The organism is Collimonas sp. OK607 (genome assembly GCF_900111995.1).
Taxonomy (GTDB): Bacteria; Pseudomonadota; Gammaproteobacteria; order Burkholderiales; family Burkholderiaceae_D; genus Collimonas.
Genome location: NZ_FOKF01000008.1, coordinates 16,033 through 42,631, shown reverse-complemented (window position 1 = coordinate 42,631; position 26,599 = coordinate 16,033). Strand labels below are relative to the sequence as shown.

27 protein-coding genes are annotated in these 26,599 nt (G+C 55.8%); 4 read left to right on the top strand and 23 right to left on the bottom strand.

Annotated features, from left to right (window positions below; all coding sequences use genetic code 11):
• Positions 1-205 precede the first annotated feature (205 nt).
• A complete protein-coding gene (locus BM029_RS07765) occupies positions 206-1,648 on the top strand; it encodes a M23 family metallopeptidase (protein ID WP_244544957.1) in 1,443 nt (480 codons plus the stop codon).
• Between the two features lie 94 nt (positions 1,649-1,742).
• The gene (locus BM029_RS07760; RefSeq protein ID WP_092434372.1) at positions 1,743-2,903 is read left to right on the top strand and encodes an anhydro-N-acetylmuramic acid kinase; all 1,161 of its coding nucleotides are present in this window, start codon (positions 1,743-1,745) and stop codon (positions 2,901-2,903) included.
• Positions 2,904-3,027: 124 nt separating this feature from the next.
• Here BM029_RS07760 and erpA read toward each other — a convergent pair whose 3' ends face one another.
• The 6 genes from erpA to rplM form a co-directional block, all read right to left on the bottom strand.
• Positions 3,028-3,390: an iron-sulfur cluster insertion protein ErpA gene (gene erpA, locus BM029_RS07755; RefSeq protein WP_014007938.1), complete on the bottom strand. Its 363-nt coding sequence runs from the start codon at positions 3,388-3,390 to the stop codon at positions 3,028-3,030.
• 94 nt (positions 3,391-3,484) lie between these two features.
• Positions 3,485-3,880 (bottom strand): bactofilin family protein, encoded by a 396-nt coding sequence (locus tag BM029_RS07750; protein WP_092434369.1) that lies wholly within the window; start codon positions 3,878-3,880, stop codon positions 3,485-3,487.
• A gap of 12 nt (positions 3,881-3,892) precedes the next feature.
• Positions 3,893-4,636: a DUF6776 family protein gene (locus BM029_RS07745; protein ID WP_170851019.1), complete on the bottom strand. Its 744-nt coding sequence runs from the start codon at positions 4,634-4,636 to the stop codon at positions 3,893-3,895.
• Between the two features lie 55 nt (positions 4,637-4,691).
• Positions 4,692-5,729 (bottom strand): N-acetyl-gamma-glutamyl-phosphate reductase, encoded by a 1,038-nt coding sequence (gene argC, locus BM029_RS07740; protein WP_092434366.1) that lies wholly within the window; start codon positions 5,727-5,729, stop codon positions 4,692-4,694.
• A gap of 325 nt (positions 5,730-6,054) precedes the next feature.
• On the bottom strand, positions 6,055-6,447 hold the full coding sequence (gene rpsI / locus BM029_RS07735; protein WP_038493344.1) for a 30S ribosomal protein S9: 393 nt from the start codon (positions 6,445-6,447) through the stop codon (positions 6,055-6,057).
• A 9-nt stretch (positions 6,448-6,456) separates the two neighbouring features.
• Positions 6,457-6,885 carry a 50S ribosomal protein L13 gene (gene rplM, locus BM029_RS07730; RefSeq protein ID WP_061944550.1) on the bottom strand — a complete coding sequence of 143 codons (429 nt, stop codon included), beginning with the start codon at positions 6,883-6,885 and terminating at the stop codon, positions 6,457-6,459.
• A gap of 531 nt (positions 6,886-7,416) precedes the next feature.
• On the opposite strand from rplM, the gene BM029_RS07725 reads away from it, so the two are divergent.
• Positions 7,417-7,863 carry an OsmC family protein gene (locus tag BM029_RS07725; RefSeq protein WP_092434363.1) on the top strand — a complete coding sequence of 149 codons (447 nt, stop codon included), beginning with the start codon at positions 7,417-7,419 and terminating at the stop codon, positions 7,861-7,863.
• Between the two features lie 80 nt (positions 7,864-7,943).
• Here the strand turns inward: BM029_RS07725 and coq7 are convergent, their stop codons facing one another.
• From coq7 to BM029_RS07645, 16 genes are all read right to left on the bottom strand, one after another.
• Positions 7,944-8,570: a 2-polyprenyl-3-methyl-6-methoxy-1,4-benzoquinone monooxygenase gene (gene coq7, locus BM029_RS07720; protein ID WP_092434360.1), complete on the bottom strand. Its 627-nt coding sequence runs from the start codon at positions 8,568-8,570 to the stop codon at positions 7,944-7,946.
• A gap of 48 nt (positions 8,571-8,618) precedes the next feature.
• Positions 8,619-9,428, bottom strand: a complete 810-nt coding sequence (locus BM029_RS07715; protein ID WP_092434357.1) for a DUF3025 domain-containing protein — start codon at positions 9,426-9,428, stop codon at positions 8,619-8,621.
• Between the two features lie 30 nt (positions 9,429-9,458).
• A complete protein-coding gene (cobA, locus tag BM029_RS07710; RefSeq protein WP_092434354.1) occupies positions 9,459-10,247 on the bottom strand; it encodes a uroporphyrinogen-III C-methyltransferase in 789 nt (262 codons plus the stop codon).
• 19 nt (positions 10,248-10,266) lie between these two features.
• Positions 10,267-11,079, bottom strand: a complete 813-nt coding sequence (locus BM029_RS07705; protein ID WP_092434351.1) for an ABC transporter ATP-binding protein — start codon at positions 11,077-11,079, stop codon at positions 10,267-10,269.
• Positions 11,080-11,126: 47 nt separating this feature from the next.
• The gene (ntrB, locus tag BM029_RS07700) at positions 11,127-11,924 is read right to left on the bottom strand and encodes a nitrate ABC transporter permease (RefSeq protein WP_371329101.1); all 798 of its coding nucleotides are present in this window, start codon (positions 11,922-11,924) and stop codon (positions 11,127-11,129) included.
• 174 nt (positions 11,925-12,098) lie between these two features.
• A complete protein-coding gene (locus BM029_RS07695; protein ID WP_170851018.1) occupies positions 12,099-13,271 on the bottom strand; it encodes a CmpA/NrtA family ABC transporter substrate-binding protein in 1,173 nt (390 codons plus the stop codon).
• Between the two features lie 417 nt (positions 13,272-13,688).
• A complete protein-coding gene (locus BM029_RS07690) occupies positions 13,689-14,309 on the bottom strand; it encodes an ANTAR domain-containing response regulator (RefSeq protein ID WP_092434342.1) in 621 nt (206 codons plus the stop codon).
• Positions 14,310-14,507: 198 nt separating this feature from the next.
• Positions 14,508-15,542: a dihydroorotase gene (gene pyrC / locus BM029_RS07685; RefSeq protein ID WP_092434615.1), complete on the bottom strand. Its 1,035-nt coding sequence runs from the start codon at positions 15,540-15,542 to the stop codon at positions 14,508-14,510.
• Between the two features lie 287 nt (positions 15,543-15,829).
• On the bottom strand, positions 15,830-16,555 hold the full coding sequence (locus BM029_RS07680) for an amino acid ABC transporter ATP-binding protein (RefSeq protein ID WP_014007953.1): 726 nt from the start codon (positions 16,553-16,555) through the stop codon (positions 15,830-15,832).
• Positions 16,556-16,640: 85 nt separating this feature from the next.
• Positions 16,641-17,336, bottom strand: coding sequence for an amino acid ABC transporter permease (locus BM029_RS07675; protein ID WP_092415110.1), 696 nt, complete (start codon positions 17,334-17,336; stop codon positions 16,641-16,643).
• Between the two features lie 2 nt (positions 17,337-17,338).
• Entirely contained in the window at positions 17,339-18,091 is a 753-nt protein-coding gene (locus tag BM029_RS07670) for an amino acid ABC transporter permease (protein WP_092434339.1), read from the bottom strand.
• 136 nt (positions 18,092-18,227) lie between these two features.
• Entirely contained in the window at positions 18,228-19,175 is a 948-nt protein-coding gene (locus BM029_RS07665) for an amino acid ABC transporter substrate-binding protein (RefSeq protein ID WP_092434336.1), read from the bottom strand.
• Positions 19,176-19,333: 158 nt separating this feature from the next.
• Complete coding sequence (locus BM029_RS07660; RefSeq protein ID WP_244544956.1) at positions 19,334-20,266, bottom strand: amino acid ABC transporter substrate-binding protein; 933 nt, start codon at positions 20,264-20,266, stop codon at positions 19,334-19,336.
• Between the two features lie 214 nt (positions 20,267-20,480).
• Positions 20,481-21,767, bottom strand: coding sequence for a Glu/Leu/Phe/Val family dehydrogenase (locus BM029_RS07655; RefSeq protein WP_092415448.1), 1,287 nt, complete (start codon positions 21,765-21,767; stop codon positions 20,481-20,483).
• A 240-nt stretch (positions 21,768-22,007) separates the two neighbouring features.
• A complete protein-coding gene (locus BM029_RS07650) occupies positions 22,008-23,000 on the bottom strand; it encodes a LysR family transcriptional regulator (protein WP_092434612.1) in 993 nt (330 codons plus the stop codon).
• Positions 23,001-23,083: 83 nt separating this feature from the next.
• A complete protein-coding gene (locus BM029_RS07645; protein WP_092434331.1) occupies positions 23,084-24,964 on the bottom strand; it encodes an ABCB family ABC transporter ATP-binding protein/permease in 1,881 nt (626 codons plus the stop codon).
• A 101-nt stretch (positions 24,965-25,065) separates the two neighbouring features.
• Here BM029_RS07645 and BM029_RS07640 point away from each other — a divergent pair, with 101 nt between their 5' ends.
• Complete coding sequence (locus tag BM029_RS07640; RefSeq protein ID WP_092434328.1) at positions 25,066-25,473, top strand: acyl-CoA thioesterase; 408 nt, start codon at positions 25,066-25,068, stop codon at positions 25,471-25,473.
• 180 nt (positions 25,474-25,653) lie between these two features.
• On the opposite strand, the gene BM029_RS07635 is transcribed toward BM029_RS07640, so the two are convergent.
• Complete coding sequence (locus BM029_RS07635; protein WP_092434325.1) at positions 25,654-26,478, bottom strand: IclR family transcriptional regulator; 825 nt, start codon at positions 26,476-26,478, stop codon at positions 25,654-25,656.
• Between the last annotated feature and the right edge of the window lie 121 nt (positions 26,479-26,599).

Genomic DNA, 26,599 nt, shown 5'->3' with positions numbered 1-26,599 from the left:
AAAAATTGCGCTTGCGCCTGCACGGAACGGCCGTAACGAGAGGAAATATAGAGCAATTACAAAGGGTTACCAGAAATCAGATTATTCCTACAGCCGTCCAATATAGGCTACGTTATAATCCATGATCCTTTTAATCCCGCCGCAAGTCGTTCAATCAAACAACAACACAAGAATCGGTAGCAAACGGCAAATTTTAACGTATTGCATGTCTCTCAAAGATAAATTCATTAACTTGCGGTCCAGTATCAAGCCGTTTTTCACGCAGATACCCGCGCGGGTCTATACCGTTTTTGCTGATTCCACGCCTAAAACCCGTATTGTCACCGCTTCTGCCGTAGCGCTGACGCTGCTTGCGTTTGGCGCGGCTGGTGTTGCTCCGATATCAACGGATCCCGACGAAGTCTCGGTCAAGGCTATTTCCGCAGAACTGGAACTACCCAGCCTTGGCGAGCAAATCGCAAAACTTGAAGCTCAGCAACAGCTTTATGTTGCCGAGGACAAAATGCGCGCCGGCGACACGCTGGCGACTTTGCTGACCCGGCTTGGCGTGGACGACGATCAGGCTAGCAACTTCATCAAATCCGACAGCCGTGCACGCGCCGTGCTACGACTCAAGAATGGTACCTCGGTGCAAGCGCAGACCAGCAATGACGGCGTGCTGCAGATGTTGCGCGCGACAATTGTCGACGGCCGTGACGATACTCCCAGGAATCTGGTGATCCAGCGCGACGGCGATAAATTTACTGTCGCAGAAGAAACAGCCACCGTAGAACGACGCATCGAGATGCATACCGGCGTGATCCGCTCCTCGTTGTTCGCGGCGACCGATGCTGCCGATATCCCGGACAGCGTGGCTTCGCAAATCGTGGCCATGTTCGGCACCAACATCAATTTCTCCTCCGATCTGAAGCGCGGCGATCACTTTAATGTCGCTTACGAAACATTTTGGCAAAACGGCCAGTTCCTGCGCGCCGGACGCATCCTCGCCGGCGAATTCGTGAATGGCGGCAAACCGTTCCAGGCAGTCTGGTTTGACGATCCTACCAGCGACGGCCAAGGCGGCTACTACGGTTTCGATGGCAAGTCGCTGAAAAAAGCCTTCCTGAAATCACCTATCGCCTTTACCCGTATTTCTTCCGGCTTTTCGATGCGGATGCACCCGATCCTGGGCAAATGGAAAAAACATAGCGGCGTCGATTTCGCCGCCGCCACCGGCACGCCGATCCATGCCACGGCAGACGGCACGATCAACTTCGCCGGCGTCGAAAGCGGCTACGGCAATGTTGTCATCATCAAGCACGATGGCAAGTATTCAACTGTATACGCACACATGAGCCGGATTGCGCCGGTCTCGCGCAAAGGCAACAAGGTTAGCCAGGGCGACGTCATCGGTTATGTCGGCATGACCGGCTGGGCAACCGGCCCGCATTTGCACTATGAATTCCGGGTCGATAACCAGCCGCGTGATCCGTTGTCGGTAGCGGTGCCTACAGTAACGCCACTGACCGGCGCTGAAATGCAGCGCTTCAAGACGGTTGCAGCCGATATCACCCACCGCTTTAACTTGTTGAGCGGCAGTGAGGTCGCAACCGCGAAAAACATGGCGGCAATCGCAGCGGCCCCGGCCGCCAAACTGGCGTCAAAATAAGTTTCAGCAGATCTTTGTTTGGCTGAAACTGGAATAAATATAGAACCGTTGTCGGGTCGTTGATAGAATCAGACGATCTCACAACGGTTTTATTATGCCCACTCAAACACCCCACAGCGGCTTGTTCATAGGCTTGATGTCCGGCACCAGCCTGGACGGCGTCGACGGCGTCATAGCAGCTTTTCCCAGCGGTCCGGCGCAACATCCGGTGGCTACCCTGGCCTCGGCCTACGTGCCATTCTCAGCTTCGCTACGGGCCGAGCTGATGGCGCTGCAAACTGCCGGTCAGAATGAGATCGAGCGTGAAGCGCTGGTTGCCAATACCCTGAGTTCACACTACGCTGCGTGCGTCGAGCGCTTGCTGGCCGATGCCGGCTTGCGGCCGGACCAGATCCGCGCCATAGGCGTCCACGGTCAAACCATCCGGCATCGTCCTGAGCTTGGCTTTACTCGCCAGGCTAATAACCCGGCACTCGTGGCCGAGCTGACCGGGATAGACGTCATCGCCGATTTTCGCAGCCGCGACATTGCCGCCGGCGGCCAAGGGGCGCCGCTGGTGCCTGCGTTCCATCAAGCAGTATTCGCCGATCCGGCGCAAACCCGGGTAGCGGTGAATATCGGCGGTATTGCCAACATCAGCGTGCTGCGTGCTCAAGCAACACCAGAGCAAAACCGCGACGTCATAGGTTTTGATACCGGACCGGGCAATGTGCTGATGGATTTGTGGATCAAGCGCCATCATGGCAAGGATTACGATGAGAACGGCATGTGGGCGGCCGCCGGCCAGCCTGTGCCATCCCTGCTCGACGCCATGCGCAAGGAGGAATATTTTGCCGCCGCGCCGCCAAAAAGCACAGGGCGCGATCTGTTTCACGCCGATTGGCTGGCACGTCATCTGAGCCGCCTCCCGCAGCAGTTTTCTCCTGGCGATGTGCAAGCAACCCTGGCGCAGTTGACCGCCACTACCATTGCAGACGCCATCGCCCAGCATGCCCCGACAGCGCAAACGGTGTATGTCTGCGGTGGCGGCGCCTATAACCCGTATCTGATGCAACAACTGGCGCACGCGCTGCAACAACGACATCTGACAGCATCGGTGCAATCCACAGAAGCGCTCGGGATTGCCCCCAACCACGTTGAGGCGGTGGCTTTCGCCTGGCTGGCGCTGCGTTTCGACCAGCGATTGCCGGGCAACTTGCCGCGGGTGACGGGCGCGCGGGATTTACGGATTCTGGGGGCGCTTTATCCGGCGTAACTGAAACAGGCTGGAAGTGGAATCGACATCACAGCAAACAATACAAACATGCAATAAAAAAAGGACGCCCGAGGATTTCTCCCCGGCGTCCTTTTTTAAAGAACCGCTTGTCAGTTCAGCTTGATCAGGCCGAGAACGAAGAACCGCAGCCGCAGGTAGTCGTCGCATTCGGATTCTTGATCACGAATTGCGCGCCTTCCAGGTCATCCTTGTAGTCGATTTCAGCACCGACCAGATATTGATAGCTCATCGAATCGATCAACAACTGCACACCATTTTTGCTCATGGTGGTGTCATCTTCATTGACGATTTCATCAAAGGTGAATCCGTACTGGAAACCGGAGCAACCGCCACCCTGCACGAAAACGCGCAATTTCAGGTCTGGATTACCTTCTTCTTCGATCAGCTGCGCAACCTTGGCGGCGGCGCTGTCGGTAAACACGATCGGGGATGCGACTACATCTTGAATTTCAGCGACAGCATTCATTTTTGGCTCCTGCGGGGTACATACAATACTGCATTATAGGCGCTCGCCCGAATTCATGCAGAACTAGCCCCCAAATCCTGTTGTTGGTGTTGTTTCAGGCAGATTGCGACATGGCAAGCTTCAGCACCGGCTCAGCTACATTCTGTTCATGGGTCAGTTTGCCGCTTACCAAAGCACCACTATGCATTTCCAGCGCTTTGTAATTGACATCACCGGTTATGCGGGCTTTCGGCTGCAATTCAAGCAGTTCGGCAGAATAAACATTGCCGCTGATCTCGCCGTTGACTACCAGATGCGCGACCCGCACGTCGCCCTCTACCTTGGCGCTCTCGGAAATCACCAGGACGCTGGTTGCACCCGCTTCGGCCACCACATTGCCTTTTACATGGCCGTCAATGCGCAGGCCGCCCTTGAAGTGAACATCGCCTTCGATGCTGGTGGACGAACCAATCAGGCTATCGATAGTGCTCTTTGCTTTGCGGTTGAACATGATGTTTCCTTTTTACAAATTAGAGGTTTGCTGCGCACGCATCTGGCCTTTTTCCATCACCTTGGCTTGAATCGCCTTGACCACGGCGCCTTCCGGTAAAGTCAGTTCAGCCTCGACGCGCTGGTAATACTTGAAATCCAACTGGGAGGCCGCTTTTTCCGTAGCGGTGGCGTTGGCGCCGGGAAAAATCAGCACTGTGCTTTTGCCAGCCACCGTGGCAGTGACTAATAGTTGCACATTCCCAACAAAATTGGGGCCCTTACCGCCTTGCATGATCAGCATCCGATAACGCAATTGCGTCGGCGTCAATAATTCGGCGGTCAGGCGCTGAATGGTGATGCCTTGCTTGCCTGTCGCGTTTGGCAACAGGCCTTCGAAAAACGCCAGATCCTCTTTCAGCTTGGCATTTTCGGTTTCCAGCACCTTGATCTGCTGGCCCAGCTGTTCTTGCGCCGCCTTCTCGATATTGAGCCGGCTTTCGGCGGCATTGACGGTGCTTGAGAAACGATCCCTTTCAGCCGTCAAGGCCCCTACTTTTTCGTTCAGATCTGCCAGCTGCTGCTGTTGCTGTTTACTGGCCGCCGGGCTGTGGCCAGTGAAATCACGCCCCAGGTCGTAGATCCACATCGCGACGGCGCCGCCAAATCCCAAAACCAAGACCAGGAAAAGCGCTTTCAATGGCCATGGGTAATGGCTTTTAACCGTCATTTTCGGCGCCGAAATCGACATGCGCCGGACCCACAACTTATACTTCATCGCGACCGGCTCCGTCGTTCGAGGACAGATGCCGGGGACACTACGGCGGACCACATCATGGCATTACTGGCACGTGCAGCAAACCGGTAGTCTCTTCCAGGCCGAACATCAGGTTCATGCATTGCACCGCCTGGCCAGCCGATCCTTTGACCAGATTGTCCTGAACCACCAGCACCACCAGGGTGTCGCCGTTGTCAGGACGGTGCAAGGCGATCCGCAACATGTTCGAACCACGGGTGGAACGGGTTTCCGGATGTGAGCCGAACGGCATCACATCGACAAACGGCTCATCCTTGTAGGCATCTTCAAACAGCGCCTGCAGCGCTGCATTGTCGATATCCCTGGTCAGGCGCGCGTACATTGTCGAATGCATGCCGCGAATCATCGGCACCAGATGCGGCGTAAACAACAGGCCGATTTTTTTGTCGGTCAGCTTGCCGAGTTGCTCGACTGTTTCCGGCGAATGGCGATGGCCGGATACGCCGTAAGCCTTGAAATTGTCGCTGGCTTCCGAGTACAACATGCCGATTTCCGTCTTGCGGCCACCACCGGATACGCCCGATTTGCAATCGGCGATCAGGTGCGAGGCATCAACCACATCGGCCTTCAGCAACGGCGCCAGGCCGAGTTGCATGGTAGTTGGATAACAACCTGGATTGCCGATGATGCGCGCGTTCTTGATCGCGGCGCGGTTCAGCTCCGGCAAGCCATATACGGCTTCCTTCAGCAGTTCCGGGCAGCTGTGCTGCAGCTTGTACCACTTCTCGAACACGGCGGTATCTTGCAGGCGAAAATCGGCGGCAAGATCGATCAGCTTGACGCCGGCTTCCAGCAGCTCTGGCGCTTGCGCCATGGCGACGCCATGCGGGGTGGCGAAGAACACCACGTCGCACTCGGTCAGGCGCGCTTTCTCAGGCGCCGAAAATGCCAGCGCAACGCGGCCCCGCAATGACGGATACATGTCGGCAATCGGCATGCCGTCTTCTTTGCGCGAAGTCACCGCCTGCAACTGTGCATGCGGATGGGTTGCCAGCAAACGCAGCAACTCGACCCCGGTATAACCCGTACCACCCACAATCCCGACTTTGATCATCTTATTTCCTCGCATGGAGCTGTATTTTTTTAACCCGATTTTCAAGCAGGATTTTCGACCCGGCTTGCCAAATCCGATATGAAATTTATACGATGTTGGACCCGGTGTTTTGGGTAAATTGCCGCCAAGAGCTGGCTATTTTATCAGCCTATGAATTGCTTAGGGCTGCTTAACATTCAAATCGGAAAACCCTTGCAATTGCAGGCTCCGCAGCACTTTTCCGAATGTTGATCTTTCGCAAAGAGATGCCACAAAGGGAGCGAACAAATGACAAAAAGCCGCCAGGCGCGAACCTGGCGGCTTTTCGATATTCTGAAAGCGTAGATTAGCGCTTGGAGAATTGTTTTGCGCGACGTGCTTTGCGCAAACCGACCTTCTTACGCTCAACTTCACGTGCATCACGTGTAACGAAGCCGGCTTTCGACAGTTCCGATTTCAACGTTGCATCGTAGTCGATCAGAGCACGAGTGATACCGTGGCGAACTGCGCCAGCCTGGCCGGACTCGCCGCCGCCGCTGACATTGACTTTGATGTCGAAAGTTTCGACATGGTTAGTCAGTTCCAGTGGTTGACGAATCACCATCAAACCGGTTTCGCGCGAAAAATATTCATTCGCTGGCTTGCCGTTGACGATGATCTGGCCGGAGCCGGACTTGATGAAGACGCGAGCCACTGCACTCTTGCGACGGCCGGTTCCGTAATTGTAGTTACCGATCATGTCTATTCCTTAGAGTTCGAGTGCTTTAGGTTGCTGCGCAGTGTGCGGATGGGTGCCATCTGCGTACACTTTGAGCTTCTTGATCATGGCGTAGCCAAGCGGACCCTTAGGCAGCATGCCCTTGACCGCTTTTTCCAGCGCACGACCTGGAAAACGCTGTTGCATTTTCTGGAAATTTGTTTCGTAGATGCCGCCTGGGTAACCGGAGTGACGGAAATACGTCTTGTCGGTTGCCTTGGCGCCAGTGACGCGCAGTTTACCTGCGTTGATGACGACGATGAAATCGCCGGTATCAACGTGAGGAGTAAATTCGGGTTTGTGTTTGCCGCGCAGTCGGAGTGCCACTTCGCTGGCAACACGTCCGAGGACTTTGTCCGTCGCGTCAATCACGAACCAATCACGCTGGACTTCATGGCCCTTAGCGGAAAAAGTTTTCATGTTGACTTCCTAACTAGTTTAATTCGCTCAAATGGTGGTTCCATCGCTATCGAAAACCGGCTTTAAAACCAGATCTTTGTCTTGCATTAGCGACAGACTCTGCCTTGTTATCTTTTCCTGAGCAAACGGAAAAGCCGTAAATTATAGCCTTTTCAAGGACTTGGCGTCAAACCGATTGAATAAAATAGCCATTTACGCTAGAAATTGTTGTAAATGCGGCTGTAAATGCGACGGCAAATCCGCCCGGCTACCGTAGCTGCGGATAAAAGAAAACCCGAACTGCGCTTGGCATCGGGTTTAAATCCACTCCAGTGGAGGGGTGGAGGAGACACTGCATCGGTTGCCGGGAATCAACAAGCCCGTAGTCGTTAGATTGATCTTAGCAAACGGAATTGTGCGTCGCAAGGTGAAAACCCGGGGTATTTACCAAAAATGTGAGCCAGGTTTTCTTTTTGCCAAGGAAACCAAGCGAAACCACAGCCGCCAAGAGCAGTTAGAATATTGCGACACAATCACTTCTCACGAGATCCTATGGAATGCACAGTTCGCTGGACCGGCTTGTCCGGCATGACGTTTTTAGCCGAAACCGGCTCCGGCCATATATTAACGATGGATGGAGCGCCGGACGGCGGCGGCCGTGACCTGGCCCCGCGGCCGATGGAAGTGGTGCTGGCCGGCACCGGCGGCTGCACCGCTTATGACGTGGTGCTTATCTTGCGCAAAAGCCACCAGGACATCCGTGGCTGCGACGTTACGCTGAAATCGGAGCGGGCCGAGAAAGAGCCCAAGGTATTTACCAAGATTCATTTCCACTTCACGGTGCGCGGCCGCAATCTGAAACCTAACCTGGTAGAACGTGCGATCAAACTGTCGCATGAGAAATACTGTTCGGCTTCGATCATGCTGGAAAAGACCGCCGAGATCACCCATTCGTTTGAAATCGTCGACGACCTGGCGGAGCCGACAGCCAGCGCATGACGTTGGGTAGGGTGGGCAGGGTTTTCTGCCCACGCTGAGACGCAACCATCCGCGTGGGCACTCGTGCCCACCCTACAAAATCAGATGTAGTAGGCGACGGTCGTCATCACCTTGGACATCGCCTGCATGACCTTTTGCGCCGGCAGCGGCATATCGGCCGCTCCTAATGTGCGCGCCGCTTCGCCATGGGCGATTTCATCGTCGCGCATCTGCTCGACGATGGCGCGCGACTTGGCGTCTTGCAAGGGCAGTTTTTCCAGATGGCTGCTCAGATGTTTTTCCACCTGGCGCTCGGTTTCCGACACAAAGCTCAGACTGCGTACATCACCCAGCCGCGCCGCCAGCGTTCCCAGCGCGTAGGAACCTGCGTACCACAACGGGTTCAGCAAGCTGACATGTGAGCCCAGCTCGCGCAGTCGTTCTGCAGTCCAGGCCAGATGGTCTTCCTCTTCCCTGCCCGCTTCGGCAAACTGTTGCTTGATCGGCTCGCCGTGAGCAAAACGTCCCTGGGCGTCATACAGTGCCTGGGCGCAGACTTCACCGACATGATTGATGCGCATCAGACCGGCGCTGTGGCGCTGCTCGTCGGCGTCCAGCACACCGTCAGGCGCCTGCAAGGCCGGATTCGGCCGCGAAGCCGAAGCTTGCCCGGTAATCACGCGCAAGGCGTTGTCGAAATCGGCGATGGCTCTGTCTATGAATGGCATGCTGGGATCGTTTATCAAATTAAGTGGCTGAATTTTATCAGGCCAGCATCATTTGTTGCGCTTTGGCCGGAATACAGCGGTATCCGCATAAAAAGCCTGGTCCTGACCACCGCTCCAGCCCGGCACGCCCAGCACCGGCAACGGCGTCAAACGGCCGATCAGGGCATCTTGTTGCGCCAGATCGGTGGCGATACTTTGATCGATCCAGTCACGCTTGGCGTCATCGGCCAGTGCAAAATAAGATTCGGGCACGCTTAGCACCAAAGTATGGGCGGTAATCGCCTTGTAGGGCTGCACCAGCTTTTCCAGCAAGGCGTGGCCAAACAGCCAGACCTCGACCTCCCCGGCAAACATGTGGCCCCGTTCGACAAACACTTGCTGCCACTGATGTTGGCGCAGAGCGGCAATCAGCGCTTGCCCCGCTACATTGTCCGGCACCAGCAACAAGGCGGCATTTTCATCAAAAATGGTGGCGGCATCGCGCGCCGCGCCGCGTGGCTTGCTGCTGCCGGAGAGCGTCCCGGCTTTGGCAAGTTCGGCCGATTGCAGCGCGTTCAGGCGCGCCTTGATCGCCGGGAATGACAACCAGATCAGCGCGTTCAGGAAATCGTGGAGATTGTCACGCGTGGGCACTTTGCCGCTGTTGCCGATAAATGCTTCGTAAGCAGTCGCTGCCGGCAGTTCGGCTTGCGCGACAAAGCTGATCGGCAAACCCTGATAATTGCGGATGCCACGCTCTTGGGCCGCCGTATTCAAGGCCAGCCGCCAATCATCGGCTACGCTCAAGCGCTGGCCAAGAACGCGAAACGGTTTGAGCCAGGGTTGAGACCAATCGATGAGGGCGGCAGGAGTATACATTTGCCGCGCATTTTACCTCGCGCAGGCCATTCAGCCCAATGCTCTCCGTTGCAGCAAATTGTCGAGGTCGATCTCAGCAAAAGCATCGGCACAGCACACCACCTCGCCGATGACGATAATGCTGGGGCTGCCGAGGCCGCTGTCATGTAGCGCCCGCGGCAGCTGATCCAGGTTGGTCAGCAACTGCGCTTGCGTCGCCAGCGTCGCGGACTGGATCACTGCGACAGGCATCGAGCCGGCCATGCCAGCTTCCAGCAGGCTACGCTGCAACTGGCCACAACGCGCCACACCCATGTATATCACCAACGTCATCCCGGCCGCCACCAGCGCCTTCCAGTTCGGCTGGGTGGTCTCGTTCTTGCCGTGGCCAGTCACGAAAATCACGCCCTGGCTATAGTCACGATGGGTAGCTGGGATGCCAATGCTTGCCGCTGCCGCCATGCCGCTGGTAATCCCAGGCACCACTTCGACCGTCACGCCTTGCTGCAACAAGTGAGCACGCTCTTCTCCGCCGCGGCCGAACAGATAGGGATCGCCACCTTTGAGACGAACCACGCAATGGCCTGCCTGCGCCTCCACCACCATCAGACGTTCGATGAACTCTTGCGAGGTCGACTGGCAACCGCCGCGCTTGCCGACATGGATCACGCGGGCAGTGGCCTGCGCATGCACCAATACTTCGGGATTGACCAGATCATCCACCAGCAACACATCGGCCCGGGCGATCGCCTTGACAGCCTTCAGCGTCAGCAAATCTGAATCGCCCGGCCCCGCGCCGACCAGCATCACTTTACCGGTTTGTTTTGCAGTTTGTTTCATATGGACTCCTGTCTGGGCATCACGCCGCTTGCGCGACCGGATGGGCTTGCTTGCGATACAGGAACTCCAGCACCGAGGTCCGGTATTCGGCATACAAAGGATCCTGCGCCAGCGCCACACGTTCGCGTGGCCGGGCCAGCCTTACCTGCACAATGTCGCCGATGGTCGCGGCCGGACCGTTGGTCATCATCACGATGCGGTCCGACAACAGCACCGCTTCGTCGACATCGTGGGTCACCATCACCACCGTCGATCCGGTCTTGGCGACGATCTTCAGCAATTCATCCTGCAGGTGGGCGCGGGTCAACGCGTCCAGTGCGCCGAACGGCTCGTCCATCAGCAATACTTTCGGCTCCATCGCCAAGGCGCGAGCAATGCCAACCCGTTGTTTCATGCCGCCGGAAATTTCATGCGGACGTTTTTGTCCCGCCGCCGTCAACCCCACCATCGCCAACGCCGCTGTAGTGCGTTCCTTCAAGGCGCTTTTGTTTTCGGTAGCGGCAAATACGCGTTCCACGCCGAGATAGATATTTTCGTGACAGGTCAGCCAAGGCAGCAGCGAATGATTTTGAAACACTACCGCACGCTCCGGTGACGGCCCGGCAATTTCGCGGCCGGCGCAAATCAACACACCGTCGCTCGGCAATAGCAGGCCGGCGAGCAAATTCAACAGGGTCGATTTACCGCAACCGGAATGGCCGATCAAGGTTACGAACTCACCCTTGCGTACAGTCAGGTTGATATCGCGCAGTGCATGAAACTGGCCCTTGCTTGTGTTGAACACCATTTCGGCTTGATGGATATCGATGAATCTCGCGTCACGTTGTTCCATAATTCCCCCTTCATTGCGCTGTTATTCGCGTTGCAATTTGCAATCGATTAACTTGAAACCTGTTCGTAAGTGAACGCCTTCGCCAGCGCCACCAGCAATTGCTCCAGCAGCAAGCCAACCACGCCGATCACCACAATCGCGATGATGATATGCGGCACGTTAAGGTTGTTCCATTCGTCCCAAACCCAGAAGCCGATACCGACACCGCCGGTCAGCATTTCAGCGGCGACGATCACCAGCCAGGCAGTGCCGATAGCCAGCCGCACCCCGGTCAGCATGTACGGCAATACCGATGGAAAGAGAATCTTGGTGATGATTTTCCATTCCGACAGATTGAGCACGCGCGCCACGTTCATGTAATCCTGCGGCACTCTCTGCACGCCAACCGCGGTGTTGATGATCATGGGCCAGATCGAGCAAATGAAGATGGACCAGATCGCTGCCGGATTGGCCGATTTGAACACCAGCAAGCCGATCGGCAGCCACGCTAGCGGCGATACCGGTTTCAGCAAACTGATGATGGGACCGAACATGCTGGACAGGAATTTGAAGCGGCCAATCATGAAACCCAATGGAATCCCGACCAGCGCCGCCAGGCCAAAACCAACCGCCACGCGTTGCAGCGAAGCCAGGATATTCCAGCCGATACCCTGATCGTTGGGACTGGTCCGGTAGAACGGATCGGCAAACAGTTTCAGCGCCTCCTGCAAGGTCACCATCGGCGTCGGGAACTGGCTGTTGTTCATCGCAATGATCTGCCAGATCAGCACCAGGAACGCCAGGCCGAGCAGCGGCGCAATGATTTGCATCAGCCAGGACGGCATGCTGCTGCGACGATTGGTCATTTTCAGGACTGGTCGAGGAGTGACGACAGCCGCTTCGGCCACGGCCTCTAGCGTAGCACTCTCCATCGTTGCTGCCTGACGATTTGCATTTGCAGCTGTATCCATGATTGCACTCATATAGGCTCCGAAATAAACCGCGCTTCTGCTTGGTCTGAATTGACGGTCTGGCTTTATCTACGCACGGATCTTGAAAGACGCGGCGTAGGCCGTCGGATTCTTGCCGTCCCACACCGTGCCATCCATCAGTTTCGAGGTCCGCAACACATCTTTCGGCACAGGCGTCTTTGTCATCGCCGCAGCATCTTTGTAGAGATCGATCTGGCTGACGGATTTGGCCACCGCCAGGTAATCCGGATCGGTTTTCAGCAAACCCCAGCGCCGGTGCTGCGTCATGAACCACATGCCATCCGACAGATAAGGGAAATTCACCAAGCCGTCGTTGTAGAACTTCATGTAGTTCGGATCGTCCCAGGTCTTGCCCAGGCCGTTCTGATAGCGCCCCATGATGCGTTGGTCGATCACGTCCTTGCTGGTGTTCACATAGGATTTATCGGCGATCGCTTCGGCCATCTTGTTCTTGTTGGCGAGCGAGGCGTCGATCCACTTCCCCGCTTCCAGCACAGCCGCAATCAAGGCACGGCAGGTGTTCGGATTCCTGGCGGCAAAATCGGCGGTGGTGCCGAGCACTTTTTCCGGATGATCTTTCCAGATCTCCTGGGTAGTAATCGCGGTAATGCCGACACCGTCGACGATCGCCCGATGACCCCACGGCTCACCGACGCAAAAACCATCCATGTTGCCGACCCGCATATTGGCCACCATTTGCGGCGGCGGTACCGTAATCACCTTGGCATCCTTGAGCGGATTGACGCCGTTGGCGGCCAGCCAGTAATACAGCCACATGGCATGCGTACCGGTCGGGAAAGTCTGGGCAAACGTATATTCGCGCTTGTCGCTGGCCATCAGTTTGGCGAGCGAAGCGCCATCCACTGCGCCCTTGTCAGCCAGCTTTTTCGACAACGTAATGGCCTGGCCGTTATTGTTGAGCCCCATCAGGATCGCCATGTCTTTTTTCTGGCCGCCGATGCCCATCTGCACGCCGTAGATCAAACCCGACAGCACATGCGCGGCATCCAGCTCACCGTTGGCCAGTTTGTCGCGCACACCGGCCCATGAGGCTTCCTTGCTGAGGACGATCTTGATGCCGTATTTTTTATCGAAGCCGAGCAACGATGCCATCACTACCGATGCGCAATCCGTCAAGGGAATGAAGCCGATCTTAACCTCGGTTTTTTCCGGTTTGTCCGAGCCTGCAGCCCACACACCCGTGCTAGATAATCCCAACATGCTGGCTCCTGCCGCGAGAGTTGCGGTTTGTAGTATTTGACGGCGCTTACCGTCGACAAGCGTTTTCGGCATGTCGCCCGGCAGTGCATTTTTTGATTCCATCGCATGGCTCCACAGTGTTCCGGCAACAAAAAAGGCGTCGTCCCGCGATGAACAAGTCATGCGGAAAGACACCTTTGTCTTATGTGGAAAAGACCGCCGTTAGCCGATTCCAACAGCGCCAGCATTGGCGCCTGGAATTAACTATGCAAACCACGTGCCAGGAAATTTTGTCGGGGAAAATGGTTATCCGCGCCGGTTTTTCGCTCAAAAAAGCGCACCTGTTTTGTGCATTGCACCAAACAAGCTCGCAGCAATGGGGCGTTTCGGCTTGTTTCTGCTTGACGGCCTGGTCAGTTTTGAAAGATTCGGGCCGGGTCAGCCCAACAAATCGGCAGCATCGATGATGCGCTGCGCGACTTCGGATAATTTGAGGTTCTTATCCATCGCCAGCCGCCGCAGCTTTTGATAAGCCTCCTGCTCGCTCAGTTTATGATGTTCCATCAGCAAGCCTTTGGCCCGTTCCAGCACCTTGCGCTCGGCCAGCTTAAGCTTGGTGTCGGACAACTCCGCCAGCAGCTTCTGCTCTTGCCGGAAGCGCGCCAATGCCACCTCCAGCACCGGCTTGATGCGCGCGGTCTGCAATCCCGCCACGATGTAGGCAGAAACGCCGGCCGCCATCGCCGCATCCATGCTGGAGGTTTTGGCATCCTCGGTGAACAGGACGATGGGGCGGCGCGCATCGCGGGTCGCCACCACCACATGCTCCAGCACGTCGCGGGCGTCGGACTCGGCGTCGACGATGATCATGTCCGGTTGCAGTTGAGCAATTCTTTCGGGTAGATAGAGATCGGCGGGAAGCGAGGCGATGATGTTATAGCCGGCTTCCAGCAAGCCGATGCGCAAGTCCTTGCCGCGCGCAGCTTGCGCCGCGAACGCAGGATCGTCGTCGCCCTCGATGGCGACCGGATTGACAACAACTATTCGTAGACTTTGCATGCTTGAAACCCGCGTCCGGAGACGAATCAGTGAGCTACGGTTAGACAGGATGGAAAGATGATCGATCCATCGCTATCGAGCATGCAAGCAAAAATCGCACCATGACGATGCGAAAGGGTGATAACAGTGCGCTTAAGTAAGCGCTATGCAAACGTTATGTAAGCGTTTATGCAACTCGCCTATGTAACTCTTTGCGCCCTACGCCATTTGCCAATCTATCGTCTCGCCGCCGTTCAACGGCACCAGCGTGGTATCTCCCAGCGGCAGTTCAGCCGGCAGGGCCCAAGTTTGGCGTTTCAAGGTGATGGTGCCTTGATTGCGCGGCAGATTGTAGAAAGCCGGACCGTTAAAGCTGGCGAATGCCTCCAGCTGATCCAGCGCGCCGGCCTGATCGAAGGCTTGCGCATACAACTCCATCGCGTGCAGCGCGGTATAGCAACCGGCACAGCCGCAGGCATGTTCTTTCAAACCCTTTGGATGCGGCGCCGAATCGGTACCGAGGAAGAAGCGCGTGCTGCCGGAAATCACCGCCCGCACCAGAGCCTGACGATGCTCTTCGCGCTTCAAGACCGGCAGGCAGTAGTAATGCGGCCGGATCCCGCCCTTGAAGATCTCGTTGCGGTTGTAAAGCAGGTGATGTGCGGTAACGGTGGCCGCCACCGGCCCTTCGGCGCTCTCGACGTATTGTGCGGCGTCCTTGGTGGTGATGTGTTCGAACACCACTTTCAGTTCCGGCATGTCGCGTCGCAGCGGTTGCATCACACGATCGATGAAAACGGCTTCGCGATCGAAAATGTCGATCGCCGGATCGGTCACTTCGCCATGCACCAGGAACGGCATGCCGAGCTGCTGCATGGTTTCCAGCGTCTTGTAGCACTTGGTGAGGTCGGTCACACCGGCGTCGGAATTGGTGGTAGCGCCGGCCGGATACAGTTTTACCGCGTGGATGAAACCACTATCCTTGGCGCGGCGGATTTCGTCAGGCGGCGTATTGTTGGTCAGGTACAACGTCATCAGCGGCTCAAACGCCAAACCGGACGGCAAGGCCGCCAGGATGCGGTCGCGGTAAGCTGCAGCTTGCGCGGTGGTCGTCACCGGCGGTTTCAGGTTCGGCATCACGATGGCGCGGCCGAACTGGCGTGCGCTATGCGGCAGCACGCTGGCAAGCGCAACGCCGTCACGCAGGTGTAAGTGCCAGTCGTCGGGGCGGGTGATGGTCAAAGAGTCGGTCAGGATATCAGTCATGTCAGGATTGAGTTTCAGGCTAAACAAATGAGGGTTGGTGCGGCGGGAGTTCTGATGACGCCATTTTACCGCAGTCAGTAGGGTGGACACTCTGCCTACGCGTTACCGCGATATCAGGAGTGCGGGCCCATGCGGTACCCAAGCAGGCATGTACATGGTGTGAGTTCACGCGTGGGCACAAAGGCGTGCCCACCCTACGCGCGATTAACACACGCAAATAAAAAGCCGCCTGGATATTCTCCGAAGCGGCTTCTTGCCCTGCAAAAACACATCGATCAGTGGATGATTTTCGCCAGGAAATCGCGAGCGCGATCGGAGCGCGGTGCGCCGAAGAACTCGTCTTTGGTGCAATCTTCCACCACCAGGCCCTTGTCCATGAAGACCACGCGATTGGCAACCTTCTTGGCAAAGCCCATTTCATGCGTCACCACCATCATGGTCATGCCTTCTTGCGCCAGGCCGACCATTACGTCCAGCACTTCATTGATCATTTCAGGATCGAGCGCCGAAGTCGGTTCGTCGAACAGCATCGCGATCGGATCCATCGACAACGCACGGGCAATCGCCACACGTTGCTGCTGGCCGCCCGACAATTGACCCGGGAACTTGTCTTTCTGTGCGATCAGGCCGACGCGATCCAGATACTTCAAGCCTTTTTCGTTCGCTTCATCTTGACTCCGGCCCAATACCTTGACTTGGCCAATGGTCAGGTTTTCGCGGATCGACATGTGCGGAAACAGCTCAAAGTTCTGGAACACCATGCCGATGCGCGCGCGCAGTTTCGACAGGTTGGTCTTTGGATCGCCAACCGAGATGCCGTCGACGGTGATATCACCCTTCTGGAATGGCTCCAGGCCGTTGACCGTCTTGATCAACGTCGATTTGCCGGACCCCGACGGGCCGCACACCACCACCACGTCACCCTTGGCGACTTGCGTGGTGCAATCGGTCAGGACTTGAAACTGACCGTACCATTTGCTGACGTTATTAAGCTTAATCATGAGTATTTCTCCTAATTCCTGAATTCTGTTTTACAGGGCAAGCGCTGCCTGGATATCTTCGATATCGCAGGCAACGCACTGTCCTTTATCGAATAATCGCAACCTTGTTCTGCAGCTTCTTGACCAGCGTCGACAAACCGAAGCTCATCACGAAGTACACCACTGCGACAAACATATACATTTCCACCAGACGGCCGTCACGCTGCGCGATCTTCGATGCCACGGTAACGAAGTCTGGCACCGATCCCAACACATACACCAGCGAGACGTCCTGGAACAGCACGATGGTTTGCGTCAGCAAGATCGGGATCATGTTGCGGAACGCTTGCGGCAGCACCACATTGCCCATCATTTGCCAGTAGTTCATGCCCAGCGCGTAGCCGGCAGAAACCTGGCCGCGTGGAATCGACTGGATCCCGGAGCGCATGATTTCGCAATAGTAAGCTGCTTCAAACAAAATGAAGGTGATCAATGCCGATGAGAACGCGCCGACCTGGACCGGCTGTTGCGCACCGATGATCCAGGCGCCGATATACGGCACCAGGAAGTAGAACCAGAAAATCACCAGCACCAGCGGCACCGAGCGGATCAGGTTGACATAGCTGGTGGCGATCAGGGAAATCGTCTTGTTATGCGACAAGCGCATCATCGCCAGCACGGTACCAAACAAAATGCCGCCGATCATTGCCACCACAGTCAGCGTCAGCGTGAACTTCATGCCGGTGGTAAACAGGTAGAACCAGGAACGCTGGATTACGTCAAAATCGAAATTCGAAAACATGATTAATGCCCCCCTGTATTCGCACTACCGGCGGCAATAAATCCTGGAATCGCGATCGCTTTTTCCAGCCAGCGCGCCAGCAACAAGGCAATCCCCGAAATGATCACGTAGATCACCGTGGCGCCCGTCAGGGATTCGAAGGTCTGAAACGTAAATTCACGCATCGAGTAAGTGGCGGCGGTCAGTTCGACCAGGCCAATCGTCAGTGCGACCGAGCTGTTCTTGATGATTGCTGCAAATTCGTTGGTCAGCGACGGTACGATGATCCGGAACGACATGGGCAACAATACGTAGCGATATGTTTGTGGCAACGTCAGACCAAGTGCAGTACCCGCCAGCTTTTGGCCACGGGGCAGCGCATTAATGCCAGCGGAGACTTGTACAGCGATCCGCGACGACGTAAAAAATCCCAACGCCAGGAAGGCGGTGATGAATGATGCGTTCGGCAGGCTCTTGAGCCAGCCACCGATGCTCGCAGGGACGATTTCCGGCATCACGAAATACCATAGAAACATTTGTACGATCAGCGGGATATTACGAAATAATTCAACGTAGCCATTGGCCACGCGCACTGCCCATTTGTTCGGCATGGTACGAATCGTACCAATCACCGTGCCAATCACCAGCGCCATGATCCAGGCCGATGCGGACAGCGCAAGCGTCCACTTCAGACCGGTCAGCAAGGTGTCCATGTAAGTACTGACACCGTCAGGAGACTCTTGCCAGAAGATGCCCCAGTTCCAGTTGTAATGCATATTAAGTCCCCTCAAATACTCTCTGTCTCATTGCCGCTGCCTGCACCCGGCGCACGCATTGTGCGCCGCAGCAATTTAATTCCAGAAACAAAACGGGAGGCTTGCGCCCCCCATCCTGTTCTTTATATTGCCAATCTTATTTTTTCTTCGAAGATTGTTTTTGTGCTTCAGGCACGACAGCGTAGGCAGCCGGATCACCCGAGTCAGTCGGATGAGCGAATGCGGCCTTCAATTGCGGGCTCATTGGCACGTTCAGGTTGATACCCTTAGGTGGAATTGGTTTCAAGAACCATTTTGCATAGATATCATTGATCTGACCGGATTTGTACACATTGTCCAGTGCAGTGTCGACTGCCTTTTTGAATGGCAGGTCGCCCTGGCGTTCAATGATGCCGTACGGCTCGACCGACAAAGCTTCGGCTGTGATCGTGTAGTCGGCAGGCGCTCTGGAGCTGGCCGCCAGCGACGCCAGCAGGATATCGTCCATTGCAAATGCTACTGCACGGCCGGTTTCAACCATCAGGAAAGCTTCAGCGTGGTCTTTGGCAGCCAGGATGTTCATGCCCAGGTTACGTTCGCCATTGAGAACAGTGATTTGCTTCAGGTTGGAGGTACCGGAAGTCGACACGATGGTCTTGCCCTTCAGGTCGTCCAGCGACTTGATGTTGGAAGATTTTTTAGCCAGCAGGCGGTTCGCTGTCACGTACATGGTCGGCGCAAAGGAAACAACCTTTTGACGCTCGGCATTGTTGGTGGCGGAATCGCAAGACAGGTCGATAGTGCCGTTAGCGATCAGCGGAATACGGGTAGCCGAAGTCACTGGCACCATCTTGACGTTCAATGCTGTCATGCCGAGTTGTTTCTGAATGGCGGTTGCAGCTTTCAGGCACAAATCGATCGAGTAGCCTTGATAGGATTGCTTGTCATCAAGGTAGGAAAATGGAATGGAAGAATCGCGCACACCCAGGGTAATAGTGCCGGTATCTTTGATTTTCTTGAGTGTTCCAGTCAGTTCTTGCGCTTGTACGGAGCCAACCATTACTCCCAAGCCAACCAATGCGACAACTAATTTCGATGACATCATAACAACTCCCGTAAAAAAAATTATTCGTGTAGTTTAACAAACTCGCTGCCTGCGCAGCAGACTTAAACTCATGCTTATTTATTATTATCACCTCTTCCACCAAAATCCTTGTCTCCACCTTTGCATAAATCGACAATTACATTCGAAATTTTTTACTTCTAGTTGCCAACCTGATCCGACGGGAAGCGCAATGACTCTCTGAAAAGATAGCCCATCGGCATGTTTAACGTAAGGTTATTTTTTGCCGGAATCGGGCTCAGGAACCATTTGGTGTACAGCTTGTAGATTTCGCCATCGTGGATAATGCGCCCCATTTCACGGTCTACCACTGCTTTGTATGCGGCATCGTCTTTAGGCAGCATGATTGCGTAAGGCTCCGTTGTCAAAGGATCTCCGACCACGACATACGCTGCCGGATCCTTGGCGGTGGCCTTCAATCCGTAAAGCAGCACGTCATCCATCACGAATGCATCTGCCGTCTTGTCTACCACCATCTTGAACGATTCGTTATGATCGCGTCCTTCTACGATGGTCATATTCAGCGAACGGACCTGGCCACGGTCTACCAGCGATTTGACGCTGGTGGTGCCCTTGGTTGTCGCCACTTTTTTATCGCGCAGATCAGGCCAGTTCTTGATCTTGTCGTCCGCCCGGACCAGCATGCGCGAAGACGCCATGAAATGCGCAATAGTAAAATTGACCTGCTTGCGGCGCTCCGCGTTGTTAGTGGTCGAACCACATTCCAGGTCGATTTTTCCGCTTGTAACCATTTCAATGCGGTTCGAAGAAGTCACTGGAACGTAGGCGATATTCAATTGCTGCAGTTTCAAATTCTGCTTCACTGCATCTGCTATCTTGAGACACAGGTCGATGGCATAACCGACCGGTTTTTTATCTTGATCCACGAAAGAAAATGGAAATGACGCTTCCCGATAGCCAATCGTGATGGTCTTGCTATCGCGTATTTTTGCCAGTACATCTTCCGCGTGGGCAGTTGTCACGCCGACGCTCAGCATCAATGCCAGCGCCAGGCCGAAGCCCATATTGCGCCGCGCAGCATTCCAGCTACCCTTAAATTCCCTAGATACCACTTTATTCTCCCGAGTGTTGCGCTGTCGATATGATTTTTTACAATGAATATCCTTAATGCAATATTCAAGCCAGCCATTTGATTACCTGCGGTGACTGCTTTCGCGCCACTCTTTTGCAAACAAATCCCCGATTAAGTCCGGGGCCAGACGACTTACGCGCAACCGGCTTACGGTTGCGCGTGAGCAAAACATTTCGACTATAACGCAACATCAATCAAGGATACAAACCGCGCATCTCACGCGCCTGCAACACACGGGTACAAGCGACGATAAATGCCGCAGTACGCAGCGATACTTTCTTCTCTTCGGCCAGTTGCCAGACTGCGGTAAACGCTTCGCGCATGATGCGGGTAAGGCGCAGGTTGATTTCATCTTCGGTCCAGAAAAAGCTGGAGAAATCCTGTACCCATTCGAAATAACTGACTGTCACGCCGCCGGCATTGGCAATCACGTCCGGCACTACCAATACACCCTTCTCATGCAGGATGTCATCTGCTGCCGGGCTGGTCGGGCCGTTCGCACCTTCGAGAATGATCTTGGCGCGGATGGTCGGTGCGTTCTCCACGGTGATTTGCTGCTCCAGTGCCGCAGGCACCAAAATATCGCAATCCACGGCCCAAAACTGCGCACGGTCGCTGACTTCTTCGCCGCCGCTGAAACCGGCGACGCTGCCTGTGGCATTGACGTGGGCTTGCAACGCCGCCACATCCAGGCCGCTGGAGCGCATCACGGTAGAGATATGATCTTGTACCGCCACCACTTTGGCGCCCGCTTCCGAGAACAAGCGCGCAGCAATGCCGCCGACATTACCGAAGCCCTGCACGGCAACCTTGGCGCCGTGGATGTTCAAGCCACGCTTGACTGCAGCTTCGCAACCCACCACGAACACGCCGCGGCCGGTAGCTTCGCGCCGTCCGAGGCTGCCGCCCAATGAAATCGGCTTGCCGGTGACAACGCCCGATGAAGTGCTGCCCTGATTCATGGAGTAGGTATCCATCATCCAGGCCATGATTTGTTCGTTGGTGTTAACGTCCGGCGCCGGGATGTCTTTGTTAGGGCCGATGATGATGCCGATCTCGCTGGTGTAGCGGCGCGTCATGCGCTGCAATTCACCTTGCGACAGAGTCTTCGGATCAACCCGGATACCGCCTTTGGCGCCGCCGTACGGTACGTTGACAGCGGCGTTCTTGACCGTCATCCAGGCCGACAGTGCCATCACTTCGGACAGCGTTACGTCCTGGTGGAAGCGCACGCCGCCCTTGCCCGGGCCGCGCGATGTGTTGTGCTGGACGCGGTAACCTTCGAAGTGGGCAATGGTGCCGTCGTCACGTTCGATAGGGACGTCGACGATCAGCATCCGCTTCGGACGTTTCATGGTTTCAACCCAGCGGGCCAAATTACCAAGATAAGGTGTTACGCGATCGATTTGTTCGAGATAGTCGCCCCATGGGCCAATGCCATGTTGCGTGAGATAGGATGGAACTTCGTGCTTGATAGTCATATTTTTGCGCGCTCCTGGAAGTTGCAGACCGGCCCCCATGAAAGACTGCAGCGGGGCAAAATCGATCTAGTGGCGAATCGTAGGACAACGGCATAGGGCAAAGCCAATGCTTTGTGCGCATGTAACTATGCGTTTTTTGCATTGATATTAAAAATGCAATTTTATTGTAACAGATACGACTTTCCCGCAAACATCGGAAAATGCCGGGTAGCTGCTCGACTCAGCTGGTCGGCTCAGAATTTAAGCGAGGGCTTGCGGAGTTTTGCGTTTTGCATTTTTTGCGGCCTCTTTGGCCGCTTCTTTGATCGCATCTTCCTGCTGTTGCAACAGGTAGGCCCACAATCGTGCCACCACCGGTTTGCCCGGCCGTTGCGCAGTAGGACGCTCGCGATACAAACGGATTTCCATGGTGGCTTCCCACTCAGGCGCGCCCTGGTCGACACTCGCCAGTTGCTTCAGCTTGACTTCGCGGGTCACGGCGGACTCCGGCAAAAACGCCACTCCATGCCCTTCCAGCGCCATCATTTTCAAACCTTCCGCCATATCCGTTTCATAGCGTTTCTCAAGATAAAGCGGCTTCTTGGAGTCGGCCAGAATCAATTCCACCATGCGCCCGAGATAGGCGTTGCTGGTATAGGACAGGAACGGCAGAGGCGCGCCGGCGCTGCCGGGGAAGACATAATCGGGCACGCCGGCTTTGTTGCAATGGGCGTAGGCGCGCAGTACTTCGCTGCCTAGCGTGATTAGATCGTAGCGGCCGGTATCGAGCTGTACCGGCTGGCGCGGATGGTGGTAGCACAACAGCAGATCGCAGCCGCCATCTACCATGGCCATCACGGCATCGTGCACATTCAAGGCCAGCAAGCGCGTGTTGAGCGGCCCGAAACCCTCCTCCAGCACGCGGATCCAGCGCGGCACATAGGTCAGCGACAAGGTATGCGGCACGGCGAAATCGACGGTGCTCAAGCCGGTCGGACGCTTGCCGCGCATCAGCGCACGGGCGTTGTTGATCTGGCCCAGCATCTCCAGCGCCTGCTCGTAAAAGACTTCGCCGGCGGCGGTCAGGCGCGTCGGATAGGACGTGCGGTCGATCAGATCTGCTCCCAGCCAAGCCTCCAGCGACTGGATGCGGCGCGAAAAAGCCGGCTGCGTGACATGACGCAATTCTGCAGAGCGGCTGAAACTATGCGTTTCCGCCAACGAAATAAAATCTTCTAACCATTTGCTTTCCATGCCGCTATCGTAACGCGAGTCGGCAATCGCGGCATAGGAAATTGCTGCGCACCCGGCGAACAATCTGCATCGGCGTTGTACGGTTACACCATCCGCACGACGTTTTCGGGGTAGCCGTCGTCGACACCAGGCGACGGGCTCGCCGCCTCTTCAGGGTGCGCTTGCTGACGCAGCCACATCTGCGCATAAGCGCCGTCTGCCGCCAGCAGTTGGGCATGCGTGCCGCGTTCGATGATATGACCGTGATCGAGTACCAGGATTTGCGCGGCGTCGGCAATGGTCGACAAACGATGCGCAATCACCAGCGTGGTCCGATCCTTGGCGATTTCTTTCAGTTGCGCCTGGATCGCCTGTTCGGATTTCGAATCGAGCGCGGAGGTGGCTTCATCGAAGATCAGCACGGCAGGATTTTTCAGCAAAGTGCGAGCAATTGCCACCCGTTGTTTTTCCCCGCCCGATAATTTCAAGCCACGTTCACCAACCATCGAGTTATAACCATCAGGCAGAGATTCGATGAAATCATGGATATGCGCCGCCTTGGCGACCGCAATGATTTCTGCCTTGGTGGCGCCCGGCTTGCCGTAGGCGATGTTGTACTCGATGCTGTCGTTGAACAGCACCGTATCCTGCGGCACGATACCGATCGCCTGACGCAGCGAGGCTTGGGTGACATCGCGCAAATCCTGTCCGTCGATCGTGATGCGGCCGCTGTTGATATCGTAAAAACGGAACAGCAGGCGCGATAAGGTGGACTTGCCGGAACCGCTGTGGCCGACTACCGCCGTGGTGGTGCCGGCAGCTATCGTGAAATCGACGTCAAACAAAATCTGGCGCTTGCTTTCGTAGCTGAAATCCACATGCGAAAACCGCACCTGTGCGCCACCGGTCAATAGCGGCCGCGCCTCCGCGGCATCAGCGATCTCGCGATTTTCATCCAGCAGATGGAACAGCCGCTCCATGTCGGCCAGGCTCTGTTTTATCTCACGGTAGATAACGCCAAGGAAATTCAGCGGTATGTAGAGCTGGATCATGAAGGAATTGACCAGCACCAGATCGCCCAGCGTCATCTTGCCATCAATTACACCCTGCGTAGCGCGCCATAGGATCAACGTCACGGCGATGGCAATGATCAGCGATTGTCCGGTATTGAGCAAAGACAGCGAGGTCTGCGATTTCACCGCCGCGGTTTCGTAGCGCATCAAACCATCGTCGTAACGCCGCGCTTCGTATTCCTCGTTGCCGAAATATTTGACGGTTTCGTAGTTGATCAGGGAATCGATGGCCTTGGTATTGGCACTGGAATCGAGCGCGTTCATGGTGCGCCGGAAGTGGGTGCGCCACTCGGTGACGGTGACAGTAAAAGTAATATAGCTGACCAACGCCACCACGGTAATCCCGGCGAACCAGATATCGTAATGCAGCACCAGATACCCGAGCACCAGCGAGATTTCGATCAAGGTCGGCAAGATGCTGAACAGGGCGTACGACACCAGCGACGAGATGCCGCGCGTACCGCGTTCGATATCGCGCGTCATGCCGCCGGTCTGGCGATTCAGGTGAAAGCGCAGCGACAGCGAATGCAGATGGCGGAATACCTGCAAGGCGATGGTGCGCACCGCGCGCTGGGTGACACGGGCGAAGACGAATTCGCGTAATTCGGTAAACAAGGTGGTGCTCAGGCGCAGAGCACCGTAGGCGACCAATATCCCCAGCGGCAGCACCAGCATCGCCTGCGGATGGCTGACTGTGATGGTCATGCTGTCCACCAGTTTCTTCAACACCAGCGGTACACCGACATTGGCCAGCTTGGCGCCCAGCATGAACAGCAGCGCCAGCGAGACCCGCCACTTATACGTCCAGAGATAAGGCAACAAGGTCTTGAGCGTGGCCCAGTCGCTGCGCTTGGGCTGGGCGCCGCCGGTGGTTGCGGCGTCTGGCGGCGGAGTGGAAGAATGGTGGCGCATGAGATGACAATCTTAAGGAATAGTTTAAGCTACGAACTATACGGACAATTCCGAATAGTCTTAGGTATAGCGCTAATTGTAGCCTTCAGGGAAAATAACAGATGACTGATCAAAACAACAACCAATTACCCCCCGACACCATGCCGCAACTGCGCGTGATGCCGATGCCAGCTGACGCCAATGTCCACGGCGATGTCTTCGGCGGCTGGATCATGGCGCAAGTTGATATTGCCGGCTCGCTGCCGGCCACGCGCCGCGCCAATGGCCGGGTGGCGACGATTGCAGTGAATTCCTTCCTGTTCAAGCACCCGGTATTTGTCGGTGACCTGCTGTCGTTTTACGCTGAGATCGTCAAAGTCGGCAATACCTCGATCACCGTCAATGTCGAGGTGTATGCCGAGCGCAACCGGTTGCAGACGGAAATTGTGAAGGTCACTGAAGCGACGCTGACTTATGTCGCTACCGATGAGCAGCGCAAGCCGCGTCAGTTGCCGCCGCTATCGACCTGATTCGCCGCCATATTTTCTTAGAACCTGTTCCCGATCTTACTGCGCGCCCGTGATCTGGCACTAAACGGTGCTCAAAATCCTCACGTACTTAACGTACACTCCGGTTTTTCCGCGCCGTTTAGCACCAGCTGACGGACAGGTCAGCGTAGTTTGCTGAGGCTACAGATCGTAAACAGGTTCTTATTTGTTGGCGCCAAGCTCGCTGGAAATACCGGCAGCTGCAGCTTGCACCACGGTGATCAGCGTTTGCATCCGTTTCAACGGCATATAAGGCAAGGTGCTGGAGACGCTGATGGCGGCGACAATCACGTGGCTGGCGTCATAAATCGGCGCGGCCACGCAACGTATCGACGGCTCGTTGTCTTCCAGATCGAAGGCGTAGCCGCCTTTGACATATCCACGCATCTGATCGCGAAACTCGGTCCAGCTGCGCTTTGGCAATAAGCCGGAAGCATAGTTGCCGGTTGCGGTGCTGCGCTTCTGGTACAAGGTTTTCCATTCATCTTCACCCATGTCCAGCATTAACGCCTTGCCGACGCCGGTAGTGGCGATAGGCATCCTGTGCCCTACGCGCGAGCGCATTTCCAAGCCCTTCTTGCCGGGGATCTTATCCAGATAGAGTACGTCGTCGTCATCCTGCAAGGCCAGATGGATGGTGTCGCCTGATTGCTCCGCCAGTTGTTCCAGATACGGCCGCGCTACCACGCTCAGGGACACTTCGTCGCGTGCCTGGAAACCCAATTCGATCAGTTTCGGCCCCAGCACATAACCGGCGTTCGGCGTGAAGCGCAAATAACGCTCTTGCACCAGGCAGTTCGCCAGCCTGTGCGTAGTGCTGCGGGTTGTGCCGAGCATTTGCGAGATCTGTTTTAAATCGCGCGCGCCGCCGGCCACCGCCTGTATTACCGCCAGTCCGCGCGTAAGAGTTTGGGTGCCTGTCGGGGCACCGGCAGCCGGATTGTCCGGGCTGTCACGCAACTCTGTTGATTCCTGCAATTTGCTCATTATCAAAATCCGTCAAAAAATATTCGCAATCCCATATATTGGGACATAATATCATATATTGACAAGCAATTGCCGTCGGAATAAAGTACGCCACACACCGCGGTTGTCAGATCTTGCCGCG